14 protein-coding genes are annotated in these 13,542 nt (G+C 35.5%); all 14 read right to left on the reverse strand.

What is annotated here, in order from left to right; all coding sequences use genetic code 11:
* Positions 1–111 precede the first annotated feature (111 nt).
* Positions 112–963, reverse strand: a complete 852-nt coding sequence (locus BLV53_RS15685; protein WP_090302589.1) for a hypothetical protein — start codon at positions 961–963, stop codon at positions 112–114.
* A 12-nt stretch (positions 964–975) separates the two neighbouring features.
* The gene (locus BLV53_RS15690; protein ID WP_090302591.1) at positions 976–1,890 is read right to left on the reverse strand and encodes a hypothetical protein; all 915 of its coding nucleotides are present in this window, start codon (positions 1,888–1,890) and stop codon (positions 976–978) included.
* A 154-nt stretch (positions 1,891–2,044) separates the two neighbouring features.
* Positions 2,045–3,544, reverse strand: a complete 1,500-nt coding sequence (locus tag BLV53_RS15695; RefSeq protein ID WP_090302593.1) for an RNA-binding domain-containing protein — start codon at positions 3,542–3,544, stop codon at positions 2,045–2,047.
* A 695-nt stretch (positions 3,545–4,239) separates the two neighbouring features.
* Positions 4,240–4,878, reverse strand: coding sequence for a flagellar filament capping protein FliD (locus BLV53_RS15700; RefSeq protein WP_090302595.1), 639 nt, complete (start codon positions 4,876–4,878; stop codon positions 4,240–4,242).
* 112 nt (positions 4,879–4,990) lie between these two features.
* Complete coding sequence (locus BLV53_RS15705) at positions 4,991–5,656, reverse strand: hypothetical protein (RefSeq protein WP_090302597.1); 666 nt, start codon at positions 5,654–5,656, stop codon at positions 4,991–4,993.
* A gap of 20 nt (positions 5,657–5,676) precedes the next feature.
* Positions 5,677–6,453 carry a hypothetical protein gene (locus tag BLV53_RS17430; RefSeq protein WP_242879127.1) on the reverse strand — a complete coding sequence of 259 codons (777 nt, stop codon included), beginning with the start codon at positions 6,451–6,453 and terminating at the stop codon, positions 5,677–5,679.
* 33 nt (positions 6,454–6,486) lie between these two features.
* The gene (locus BLV53_RS15715) at positions 6,487–7,065 is read right to left on the reverse strand and encodes a hypothetical protein (RefSeq protein ID WP_090302600.1); all 579 of its coding nucleotides are present in this window, start codon (positions 7,063–7,065) and stop codon (positions 6,487–6,489) included.
* A 12-nt stretch (positions 7,066–7,077) separates the two neighbouring features.
* Positions 7,078–7,869, reverse strand: coding sequence for a FlxA-like family protein (locus BLV53_RS15720; protein ID WP_090302601.1), 792 nt, complete (start codon positions 7,867–7,869; stop codon positions 7,078–7,080).
* A gap of 15 nt (positions 7,870–7,884) precedes the next feature.
* Positions 7,885–8,463 carry a DUF6033 family protein gene (locus BLV53_RS15725; protein WP_090302602.1) on the reverse strand — a complete coding sequence of 193 codons (579 nt, stop codon included), beginning with the start codon at positions 8,461–8,463 and terminating at the stop codon, positions 7,885–7,887.
* A 195-nt stretch (positions 8,464–8,658) separates the two neighbouring features.
* Positions 8,659–10,047: a sensor histidine kinase gene (locus BLV53_RS15730; protein WP_090302603.1), complete on the reverse strand. Its 1,389-nt coding sequence runs from the start codon at positions 10,045–10,047 to the stop codon at positions 8,659–8,661.
* Entirely contained in the window at positions 10,047–10,763 is a 717-nt protein-coding gene (locus BLV53_RS15735; protein ID WP_090302604.1) for a LytR/AlgR family response regulator transcription factor, read from the reverse strand. The genes BLV53_RS15730 and BLV53_RS15735 overlap by 1 nt, the downstream gene beginning before the upstream one ends.
* A gap of 155 nt (positions 10,764–10,918) precedes the next feature.
* Positions 10,919–11,560, reverse strand: coding sequence for a hypothetical protein (locus BLV53_RS15740; protein ID WP_090302605.1), 642 nt, complete (start codon positions 11,558–11,560; stop codon positions 10,919–10,921).
* 102 nt (positions 11,561–11,662) lie between these two features.
* A complete protein-coding gene (locus BLV53_RS15745; protein WP_090302606.1) occupies positions 11,663–12,973 on the reverse strand; it encodes a hypothetical protein in 1,311 nt (436 codons plus the stop codon).
* 80 nt (positions 12,974–13,053) lie between these two features.
* Positions 13,054–13,542 (reverse strand): hypothetical protein (locus BLV53_RS17150; protein WP_170830906.1); only part of this gene is annotated, 489 nt, incomplete at its 5' end.

The following is a 13,542-nucleotide window of genomic DNA, read 5'->3' on the forward strand; positions in this document are numbered from 1 at the left end:
ATATCTTTTAAGTTCAGTATAAATCTATTTAATAATATTATTACGCCATATGTAATGAAAGGTCAAAAAAATGTAATGAGAGGACATTACGCCCTCTCATAATAAACAATATTAATTTCCAGCTCCATCTCCAGTAGCGCCACCACCAGTAGCAATCATCATAAAAAATTCTGCTGCAGCACTTATTTCTCCTCCCAAATAACTGCTATCATCCAAGGTATTATTTGCACCCCTTGAGCTAAAGATTGCTTCTGTATCTGTTACCGTAATTCTACCAGCATTTTTCTTCATGGCTGCTTCTCGTTCGTTATGGCGCTTTTCATAATATTTTTCCATCTGCTCCATTAGCATATCATGGCGTTTTTGACGTTTTTTCCACCAACGCTCTTCATCTTTGTCATCACCAAGATCCATATGATAACTCTCACCGTGATGTTCTTCTATTGAAGCTCCAAAATGTTCACTATGATAGTTTCCCTGTGCACCAAAAGGAAAATGCACAGATCTATCAATCTTAAAATATCCAAGTACCCAGGCTTCATACTTCGGATCTGACTTCATTTGCTTATAGCCGTCCTCGGTTATATTCAAGTACTCTACATCATTTAACTGGCTGGAATCATAAGGAATTTTTGAAATAACATCATTTATTAGTTCTTTGTATTCCTCCAAGGTTAAGTCATCTGGATTATAGTTTTCACCAAGATATTGTTTGATTACATTGTTTCCAGCAGTAACCATTTTCTCAACATCAGCTTTTCTATCTGGATGCTTAGAAATATATTTATCCACTGTACTCTGTTCAGGTTGTATTCTTTTCTTGCCAGACGTTTTTGCTGCTTCGACTTTCGACAATGTTTCTGAAAAGCTAGATGCTTCATTCAATTTTGTATAGCTCCTCATTCCAGTTATAAAAGTATTAGTGTAACTTAAAAGAGCTTGCTGTACTGACATTCCATACATAGCATTTTCCTCCTAGAATAGTAGATTACTCCAGCTATTATTAAAGTTGGAAGTCATCTCAATTTGACTAATCCTCATTTTCTCATAATACTTATTATTCAAATCTTGCTGGAGCATTTTCCTTTGATATAATCTTGCCTCATATACATCATCCCAATAATCTTTATTCTTTTTGTTTTTCTTAAGTTGTTCTTCCAAGGTCCAATCTGGGTCAGGTTGTAAATCTGCTTGAGGTGCTTTTGTTTTAATAGCACCTGAACCTGATGAAGCTGTTTCATACATAGAGCGAGCGGTTCTTGCTGAGCCTGTATAAACCTTAGAATATCCAGCGCCTTTGTGTTCCTCTATTGATGCACCAAAATTCTCTATGCAATATGCGCCTTTATCGCCCATACCAAAGAATGGATTTTTTACAGCCCTGTTTTCAACAGTATAGCCGAGAACCCAAGCCTCATATTTAGGATCTTTTTTCATCTGTTCCCAGCCTTCTTCTGAGATATAAACTGTTTCTTCATCATATGGATGCGATGCATCAAATGGAATCTTGCCGATGATATCTGAAATATAACTCTTATATTCAACCATTGTCATAGAATCAATATCTACATTTTTTGCACCATACATTTCTCTAGCCTTTATTCCAGAATCTACCATGCTGTTCACGCTTTCCTTCCATTCTGGATGTTTTTTTAATGATTCATCAACGCTGCTGGTTGCAACTGAGTTTCTAGATGCACCAGTATTCTTCACATCTGAAGTCAAACTAATATTATTCGTTTTGTCCGCAGCAGACTTCATTTTCTCTAAATAAGTCATATTACTAGACAGCTTACTTTTATCAACCTTGCCGGACTTCTGTTTGTTGTCATAATTATAAAGAGCCTTATAAACACTTGCTGAAATGTTAGGATCAAAACTAATACTCATGAAAACACTCCTCTCATAAAAGAAAGCATTGTCTCAACAAAACTTTCATTCCATTGAAACAATGCTTAAACTTCCTTGCTATTATATTTATCGTGTGAATTGAGTAATGCATTGATAGATATGTAATCAGTAGGCAAAAATATGTAACCAAAAGCTATTTACTCTTTAAAATATATTTTCTATCTTTGTTAGAACCAATGGCTTCCACATCATCAAGAGTGGATAATATTTCCCTTGTTCTAGATGGTTTTAATCCTATCTTTTCAGAAATTTCAGCAGTTGAAGCCTCTCCAACCGTAGATAAAAATTCAATTATGTCTTTAATGTGTACCTCACTTTTTTTCGCCGTTTTTTTATCGCCGTTTTTTATCGCCGTTTTTTTATCGCCGTTTTTTATCGCCGTTTTTTCAAAAGTAAGCGATAAGCAAACTTGGTTCAACACGGTATTTTCAACTAACTCTGGTGTAACCCAACCATTATTACTCCATGCCTTAAGTATCGCCGGGAAGCCTGAGCCTGCATTATCTCCGAAGCCAACCATTCGTAACATTGTCTGCATCTTAGGATTACGAGCTTTTGAATTGCCTCCCAAATATATTTCTTCTTTAGGCAGTTTCAATACTCCTGGATTAGTAAATTCAAAACCATCTTCTTTCTTAATAACTTTTAAAACACCGGCATCCATCATATAATCTGAATGAATAATAAGATTAACAAAACCTTCTCTAACAGCTTTATGCACAGCTGTATCATCTATTCTGGTTTCATTTTCAAGTCTAAAAGGTTTCTTTAAATCTGAAGTCAGTTTTCTAGCTACAATAGTGAAGAAATTAAACAAATTATTTTCCCATGTACCATCGTAAGTCAGTCTGTCACTCCAACGCATATCCCCTGATAAACCGCTTTCATCTCGGTAATCCATGAGAATATTATCAAATTTCTCTCTAATGGGAAGACCTTTTCCAAACATAAGCAACCCCGCCACAGTTAGACCTTCCACGCCGGTCATGCGATCTTTAGCGTAGCCTCCCAACATTCTCAGAAATTCCTTATCATCATAAGAATTCCAAACATGCTCTGGATTAGTAACTTTAAACATCTGCCTATATGATGATAAGGTTGCGATATCAATATCATCCATATTATAGTGTTCCAAAATAGCACTATCATTTCCATTTGGATTTTGATCCCTTATCATTGCACGAACCTCGTGCTCTGTAGCATGATAATCTCCTTCGTTATTACGCTTAAATGTACCCTTATATGGATTTTCTCCAACATAAACTGGCTTCAAATTGTAACTTGCACGAGGTACATGGATAATAATCAGTACGACGCCATCAGCAGATACAGTATACACATCATCATCTATCAAAATATTTGCATTGACCTTATTTCCGTTGAGTGTATTCCAAAAATCCTCTATCTGCTTAGTTGGATTAGATATTCCCTGGATAATAAATCTCTTTTCAGGATTTACCTCTTTTTTGTTTTCCTTAACACCTAAAACTATATCTCCACCAGATGTATTTGCAAATGCTGAATATGATTCATACACTGACTTTGGAATCGTAGATTCAGCCTCCTTACATTCAAGATTTACATTTTCACCTAAAAGCAATTTTCTTTTAATTTCTTCAAATGAGAGTTTCATTTTTACGCTAACTCCTTTAAGATATGTTAAAGTCCTTTGTGATAAACAAAATATAAAGAACTACATAAAAGATTTTATACTAAAAATATTACTATGTCATTGAACTTGTAGTTTAAACCTACTATTTTTAATAAAACTATCGATTTAAGCTTGTCCATACATATAATTCCCTCGTTATTTTTTTCATTATGAGTAAATGTTATCATTCTTAAATGCTTAATACAATTCCTTACAAAAGGTACACTACCACTATAGCAGTGTACCCTTTGTTCGTTGCTTTATTTAAGTTCCATTCCTCAGTCCATCTGTCAATCTGAACTGTGCCACTTTCCGAAAGGTCCAAGTGGTTATCTAAAACAAATATTGCCTATTAAATAATTTCATTAGTATCAATAGCAAAAGATGAATATAGAGTTTTATTAGCCGTTCCTGACTCAGATATTTTTGAAAGTGCAGATCTATTTATAGAATTAGTATTGCCAAGGAACAACATATCCATCACCGATTTATTAAGCGCTAGCTTCTTAGATTGTTCTTCGTAAAAGCGCCACCTCCTCATTCAATACAAAAAGCCAAGACTCATATTATATTCATCCATGAATCTTAGCTTACAGTTCATATATTAAATTTCGGAAGCATTGACAATGCTATAAAGCTACATGCTATCAATGGACAGTTCCATGTAATGAATAGACTTAATACATCATAAATCCATTAGCATTATATGTCCCAGAACGCATTGCTAAAGCTTTATTTATGATTGAATCCATCGAATTAGCACTACTGATAAGTTCTCTTCTGTATGATGAACCGTTACCTAATAGTGCTTTTATATCTTCCGGATTAGCTGCGTTCAATTTTTCTTGATCAACTGAGAGCTTTTTATCAGCGTTAATTGTAATGCCAATCTTTTCAAAAGAAGCTGCATTTTCCTTGAATGTATCAGTGAATTCAGTCTTAAAGCTCTTATTTAATGCACCACCGCAACTATCCAAATTAGAAATAGTGCTATTGTAGGATGCGACAAAATTAGTTACTCCTTTAATGAGCTTAGATTTATCATATTCTTTACCACTTTCAGCGGTATATAAATCTTTATCATCAAGCTTCTCTAGTGCATCCAAAAGATTATTGGTCGCATTATCCACATTTTTATATTTTGTATTATTTTTCGTGGTGCCAATACCTAATGATTCCATTTTTTGCTGATATTTTATTTCATTATTTGAAATCAACTGATTTATAAGAGGATTACCTGACTTACTCTTATTAAGCATAGAAAGCAAGCCCTGGTTACATTGATAATATTCATAAGAATTATTTATTGAACTCATATGATTAGCCTCCTAAAAGCATTTTCTATAATATGTTTCGTCAAATCCTCTGCTTCAATAATCTCAATGTAATGAAATGCACAAATAATGTATTGAATAGCAGGTAACTCATCTATTCCTTAATTGTATCCTCACTAATCACTTCCTTAGATTCGCTTTCCTTTGACTTATAGTAATTGTCAAACAGTGAATCCGCAGCATCTATTGTACGCTGACAAATATCAGGAAGCTTTCTTCCCCAAGACTTACCTGCTTGACCAAAGCCTTTGTGCATTGCCTTTTGCATTTCTTTCATTTTGTCAACATCATCACCAGCAAGTGCGCTTGCAAAATCAAACAATCTCTGAGAAGTTTGCTTAATGCCCCAATAACCATCTTCGCCTATATCAGCCTGGGCTTGAGCCTTTGTTGCTGCATCAACTTTAAAATTTCCTCCAGCAAGCATTCTCCAAAAGCTATCATCATTAGCCTTTCCAAAAGTACCAACTTGTCCAGATAAAGTCTTATTTACTAATTCAAGCATCTGCTGTTTTTGCTGTTCCATATCAGCTTTAAGCTGCTGGACCAATGCCGCACGATCTTCTTTACTCATCTTATTGATTTTATAAGTTCCAGTCTCTTTTACATCGCTTTTTTCATATGTAGCACCTTGCTCTGTACTCTTATTTTCAGCCACTTTTTCTTCATCCTTTGATGTATCAGTATTCTTAACATCATTTTTATTCTGAACTATCGAAGTCGCATTTGTATTTGTAATTCCACTAATATCCATACCCATAATAAATACCTCCAATCCTATTATTCCTTCACATCAAACTTGCTGTTAGCAAGCTGAGACACTGCCTTTGAATAGGTTCCGTTCTTTGTATAGGAGCTTCCAACTCCAGCTGCATTTGCAATAGAATTTCCCTTATTCATAATCTTTGATGCAAACGAATTATGACCAGTAAAAAGAGTCTTAAGAACTTCTATATCTGATTTTTTCAGCTCATCCTCATCTAAGGAAAGTTTATTACCTTTCCCAATAGAAATGCCCACCTGATTCAACAAGCGCTCGTGAGCTGATGTAGCTTTTGTCATCCATGCTGCATTTCTTAAAACACTTTTAGTATTTGATTCACCAGCCGCTTCAACTGTGCTGTTATAATCATCTATAAATGAATTTAAAGCCTTGCTTATAGCCTTCCAGTCATATTCTGATTTGGTTGTTTCTTCTCCAGTTTCCTCATTCTTTTCCTGAACTTCTTTTTTTTCCCAAAGGGAAGAATTCATCAATGCTTCAGCTGATTTAGACAACGATGCAGCATTATCTGACATCACTGAAAGCTTTGCTGTGGAGTCTTTACCAGAGGATGACTTCTGTGCCTTTTCCTGCGCATAATAAGCCTTCATTAGTTTGCCATAGGTTCCGCTCTTAATCATTGAATAATCCGACAAACTGAATGTTCCGCTTGATGCTGCAGGCGATGATACATTAAGTCCAGCCAAGAAATCATTAGAATAATTTTGATTGTTTACGTTGTAATTCTCGTCAAAATACTTATGACTTGATACATAATCGCTAATCCTTGCCATACTATCGACCTCCTTGTCTATTCTAATAATCTATTAAATACGATACTCAAACGGTTTATAATTCTCAGGAATATCTTTTTCCTGTTCTAATTTTTCAAACTGTTCATCTTTCAACAATTTAGCCTGTTCCAACTCTTCCTCCGATAATGCCTCCTCAGATGTTTCCTGCAATTCTTCAACCATCTCTTCCGTGACTTCTTCAACTGCATCGGTGAGATTATCCATTAACTCATCAAGCATTCCATCATTTTCAACGCCAGTTGCTTCCTCAATCATATCCTCACGACGTTCTTCAGAAGTCTTAGGTTTATAATTCTCAGCAGCCTCAGCAATCTTTTCAGCAAGCTCCTGGGCTTCGTCAAATACATGAAACATCTGAGAATTGTTATACTCCATCTTAGCCGCGGCTATTTGATTTTCATACCCATGGAACAAGTCAAGTTTTCTAGCAATCTCATCTATGGTGTCGGCTTTCATATTCTTAAGATTTTCCTTTTGCTGTTCAAAGAACGCGATTTTATTATCACGTTCAGCTTGCCTGTTTAACCTATCCTGCGTGCTTTTTAATCCAAGATTACCTAACAAATCAATGCCTTGTAACTTAATATTCATAGGCAATCCCTCCTATAATACCTCATCAACATTATTACCTACTGGATTATCAGGATTGATTTCTACTCCCTCTGGAATTGTACTCTCATCATTAGACTCTACTAAATCTGCACGTTGCTCAGTTGTAGCTTCAGTTTCTGACTTGTTAGCTTTATCTGTTTTATTGTTCTTATCAGAAGCTATTGTAGTATGTTTATCATCACTTTCAGCTGACTTATCAATTTCCTTGTTTGCACGATTAATTACATCCATTTGAGCCGATTCAATATCTCTGGTCCTTGCCTCAATATCAGCAAGCTGCTCCTGTTTCTTTTCTACGTCTTTTCCCCTGGCAGAATCTAGCTTTATTTCAGTTTCAAGAATGCCAGCTTCCCCTTTCATGTTGGCTTTAACGGCACCTTGGGCTTCAACCTGATTAATCGCACTATCAGCTGATATAAGTGCTTTCATACTAGCTGTAGAAATGCCCTTTGAGGCTTTTGATGATTTGACAGCCTTCTTGCCTCCTAGCATATCCTCCATAGATGAGCCTTTATTTTGCCGACTTTCCTTACGTTGCTCAATCTGGTGCTGGCGTAATTGATTTTGCAAATCAGATATCTGCTTCTGAATTTCCTGTCGCTTTTTCATTTTTTCTTCTATAGACATTTCCTTGTCCTCGCCAAGAGATTGAAGCTGCTCCTGGGCATTATTTATCTGCTCCTGGATACTCTTACTATAAGAATCCATCTGCTGATTTTGATTTATCTGAAATGTCGTACTAGATCTTTGTGATTCACTAATTCTATTTATATTAATGTTCATGAAATCTCCCCCAATCTATACACGAGCGTCAATGCTATGACTTTTTATCTTTATTTTTGTCTTAGCTGTGCTAAGATTATTATTCTTTGATAAATTCTTTTTCATTGCAGCCTTTTGTTTTCTGAGTTTACTCAAGTAATCATATGGTTGCTGCTTATAATTCTGTTTACCACCATAAGTACCTATACTCCACTTACTCATTCCACCATCTTTATCTATCACCCAGCCTTGGGCAATGAGTTTGCCACCGCCAGCTTCAATTCGTTGTATGTTTTCCTTATCAAGACGTTTCATATTTTCAAATTGGTCCGTGTATTCCTTCTCCAATTCTGGATCTTCCGCCATTTTCTTAAGAAAAGTTGGGGATATAGCTATATTTGTAGTATCCTTAGAGCCATAAGTTGTGCCGTATGAAACATCCATAGCAAAAAACTGGATACCATCATATTTACTCTGTAAATAGCTCAACTCATCAGCTGCAGTTTTTCTGGTGGATGTTTCTTCTGCAACTAATTCATTTTCCTTAATGTTTTGACTATTTGTTTGAATTCCCTGATAATAGCTCAGATTATTGCGAGATATTTCCATTCCCATGTAATCACCCTCCTTGGTTCACAATCAAAATCCTTTTTCTTTTAGATAGACTAATAGCTTTCTATAATCGCTATCGACTAGTATTTTTTCAATCTAAACCCATTTGTTGTGAACCGCATTTTATATGATGTGAACAGCATCTATTACAAAAAATAAAGCCTACTGCATTACTGCAGCAAGCTTTACTCTGTATTCCTATCCAACTAACATAATGTTAAGCACAAACCATAACCCATCTTTTTCACTCAATTGCTTAATCTCAATATCTCCGTTATATTTTCTAGCAATTTCCCTAATATTTCGTACTCCAAACCCATGGCCTTCACCATTCTTTAAGGATATAGGGAGCCCATCTTCATCAATCAGAGCCTTTCTCTCTGCCCTATTCTTGATACTAATAATATAAACCTTATCTCGTTCAACTGAAGTTATCTCCACAAACGGCTCCCTAACGTTAAGTGAAGCTTCGTAGGCATTTTGTAAAGTATTTGTAAGAACCACACACATATCAAACGGATTTACACCTACATTACTTGGATACTTGAAGAATGGTTTAAAACTTATTTCATCCTTAGCAAATTTATCTACATACTCTGATAACGCAACATCAGTTACAGCATTTCCCGTTTTTGCAGCTGGAACTACGTCCGTATATGCCTCTTCCCATTTACCAAGATAGTCTCTAAGTTCGTCATACTTTTCAGACTCCAAAAGGCCTGACATTACAGCTACATGATTACCTGTATCATGGCGCATAGCCCTCATCTGCTGATAAACAGCCTCAACTTGCTCCACATACCTTTTGCTGTCGTAAATCTGATTAGCAAGAACACGATTAGCATACTCGATTTCTTTATTAGCCTTAATGCTCTGATAAAAATATAACGTCACAACTAATGTTAAATACGACATTACGCAGAACAATATTCTATATAAATTACCTGGAATATTTGCTTGAATACTTCCATTTTCAATGCCATCAAACCACAACATGTAATATGCATAGATAATGCGAGTAGCAAGAAAAATACATGCACATGGTATTAATAGCATAATAAATTCCTTCCATGACAAGTTTTCATGCTTATTCTTATACGTTTTAAGTACAAGTCTGATTGAAATGAATAACAGCAATAACGCTAATCCGTACTCAATAACTGTTGAGACCACATATTCAGCCACTATTGCCGGAATGCTTTCTCTAAACAAACTGAATCCCATGATAAAATCTCGTTCATAGAACCCAAGCTCAGTGAAGATTTCCAGTGTCAGCCATCTTATGATGAAAAAGCACACACAAAGAAAAACCTTTTGCATAAGATTTCTTTTCTCATCCAATAAGAACAATATGATACCCACACTAAAAAGCGAACATATAGATAAAACTAATCTAATTCCATTTTGAATATCAACATATCTAAGAATACAGTCTACACCCCACTCAAAAAGAGCTGCAACATATACAGCTTTCTTCTTGTTAACAAAAGGACATAGCCAATAAACAAATAGAATCGAAGTAATTAGGCAGTATATTTCAATTGCACCAATCATAAAATTATTAAAAAAAGCGTCTGATACCATCATCACAAACCTCTTGTATTATATGATAAATATGCTCTTACTAAATCTTGATACTTTCCCCTAGCAACTGGTAATTCTAATCCCATCACCTGAACAACTTTTGAGTTATATGATTGAATTGCTGAAAGATTTATTAAATACGCCCTATGAACCCTAAAGAAATCACCACCAGCAATTTTCTCTAAATCCGCCATTCGTCCATAATACTCAATCTCATCATTATCCTTCATATGAAGTACAATTCTACGATTAAAAACCTCAGCAAATGCAATTTCTGATATAGCAATATTTCGACTTAATCCGTTGGCTTTAATCAAAAAAGTTTTATCTTCTGATTCTTTTGAAATCGGCTGATTCGGACGATGCATCACCTCTTCAATAGCTGCATGTAATACTTCTCCAAATTTATCCTTATTGATTGGTTTTACAAGGTAATTGAAAGCTTTGACATCAAATGCTTTAAATACGTATTCCTCTAGCGCAGTCACGAAGATAATCACAGCATTACTTCCTCTAGAACGAACTTGTCGTGCCAACTCCATTCCATCCATTCCAGCCATCTGAATGTCTAGAAACATAATGTCTACATTCCCATCTGCTTCTAACATACCTTCTGCAGATTCAAAACACATAACATCAGCGTTTTCCACTTCTTTTGAGACGCTTTCAGCTATAAAATCCCTTATGTATTTTTCATCATCACAAATTGCAATTTTCATTTTCAAATACCCCACTGTTCATAAACATTATTATAGCCAATTTACCTTTATGTAAACCTTACCTCTTGTGCAAAACGCACTTTTTTTGTTGTGAATTGCATAAAGTAAAAATGGGATTATAAGCATTTGCCATAATCCCATTGTACATATTTCATCTAAGCTCTTAAATCAAAAGAAGTTTTTCCCTTACTACCAAAAATGCTTTCTGTAATCGCCCTTAAATCAGTTCCCATTCCAATATACTCTTGTGTTTCTAATGACTCACTCTTAATCTTCTCTAGTCTTCGCTTTTCTTCAGCTTCTTTTTCCTTCTTTTTCTTAAGACGCCTTTTTTCAAGTTTCTTCTGTGTTTCTCTGGCCTCATCAGCCTTACGTTTTGCATTTTCACGGGCGATTTTTCCGTCAGGATCATTGGTACAAGCACTTGTCATGGTAATCTCACCATTAGCATCATATTCAATAGTCATAAATGTCATCACTGGATTTCCAGGCATATTCTTTGTGTACTCAACACTTCTTTTAACACACTCATTTGTTACAGCTAAATTTTCTTCGAGGAAAGCTGCCTTTTCTGGATCCTTATTGCACTTTTCAAGAAAAGCACTTGAAACTGTTACCGTCACGGGAACACCATACATGTTTTTAGTACCTGTATTCATCTCTGGATACTTTTCCTGAAGATATTTTGAATAATCATTTATATTCTTAAAACCAGTTTTTATCTCCTCCTGTCTGGTGACATAAGGCGTAGCCGTTTTAAGTTCCATTATCTGAGCAGTTACTCCACTTACATCCATAGCAATCAGCTCCTTTCATTCTCCCAATAAGAATATCGTGTTCTTAACCAATACTTGTAATAGATCTGTGCTGAAATGCTATAAACTTGGTGTGAATTGTATTTATACTTCCTGCAAAACCTCTACGTTCCCCATATTCAGCATATCAAGTAAATCCCTACACCATCCGGCTTGCTTTTGGGCGCTAGGATTATTATTATTCTTTAACCACGAAAATACCTGATTAATCATGGCTTCAACATCATTTTTTACCCCTGTAAAAAATTTTTCTCCTAGCAACTCGCGATAATCACCATATGTCTCTAATTCATGTGTGAATTTCATTATTTGATATGCGGCCCAATTATTAAATGCGCCTGGAGTTTTGTTTCCAATGTGATCTTGATAAGATAAGTAAGCAAACATCTCCATATCAGAAGCTGAATTTGGGTTCACATCATTAACGTGAATATTATACACATGATACTTTCCGTCATCTCCGTTAAAACGAACCTGAACAACTGGATCTTCTGATGTTGACTCAGGTGGAATAACCGCCTCAACCATATGAGAGACTAAACTAGAAACTGGAAAAGTCGTCATTCCAATAAACACGCTATCATCTGAAGCCTTTTCTGAATTTATTTCATCAACAGCTCCATGCTTAGAAATAATATAATCATTTTCAGATTCAACCTTTTGTGTCGCCTTAGAAATATTATCTATAAGCTGTTGTTCCTTGTCTTGCAAAACACAGCTTGTTTCATCAAGACTCAAATTATATTTCTCCATGGTGACTCCCATAAGAGTTTCCATCAACTTATTGATGTGCGGCATAAAGTTTTCTAGCGAAAGATTTCCCAATCCTGCCATTTCATACTTGCCCATTTCGTTTGAGAAGGTAGCAAGATAATCCATACGCTCAAAGATATCATTTACTTCAAAGTCGCTCACAAACTTCATTGTCTCATCAGCAAGATTCTCTGTTTCACGAATGTAAGAGCATAACGCAGCAAACTCTGTAAAGTCTGCATCAGTAGGATCAACATTATAAGGATCTATTTCTTTTTCAAATGGTTTTCCATCCTTATCTGTGCCAATGGCAGTGTACTTTCTATCATCATCATTAACATCTATTCTGATTTCAAACTGTTGCATCACACCTTGATAAGAAAATGCTGTAGTACCGTTTGAACCTGCAGTTGCTGAAAACTCACTGCTCATTACTGTTGCTGACACAATACGTGTATAGCTATTTCCTTTATTTTTTCCATCCTCCGCAACTTCAGTAGTATTCAATTGTTCATCTGCTGACGCTTTCATAGCTTTTTCAAAACTAGAATCTTTATTATTAGCGAAATTAGAAAAATAAAGATAACTACTTGAAAAAGCTCCCTGCATAAGAAAATTGTTTTCTGCTAAATAATCTGCCATAAAACTCCTTTCTGCAACTTATCTGTCAGTCAAAGCTGCTCCGCTCTCCAGAAAGGTCCGAGCGGTTCTAACCCACATATTTATTTAGTCCAATTTTGTCCGTAACGCCTTTCATCCTCTTTAATCATTTCTTCGAATGTATAATGCTTATTTGGATCATCCCAAAAAGTAAAAGTAGCATTTTTGAAACCTGGATTCATCTCTAACATAGACTCCCTTAAAGTTTTAGTTTTATACTCATTGCTCTTAATTAGATCATCCACATATTTCTTCATTCCTTCTAAATCGAACGATTCTTTTACAAAGGAAGGCTTCTTATCCATAGAGATATTTTTTAATGCATCAAGGTCAAAGTAAAACTGCCCATGGCTGTGTCGTAGTGTTCCAACGATATTACCTTCACCATTCAAATTACCCTTTAGAGCCAATTTAATTCCTTCTGAAGCATCGTAAGTCTCTAAAAGCTGATCACACCACATTACCTGCCTCTCTGCATCAGCGTGTTGTATATCCTTTGCCCAAGTGTACACATCCGCAGCTATAGCGTAAGAGTCGTACTTCTTTTCAGT

Source organism: Pseudobutyrivibrio sp. ACV-2 (assembly GCF_900107545.1).
Lineage (GTDB): Bacteria > Bacillota > Clostridia > Lachnospirales > Lachnospiraceae > Pseudobutyrivibrio.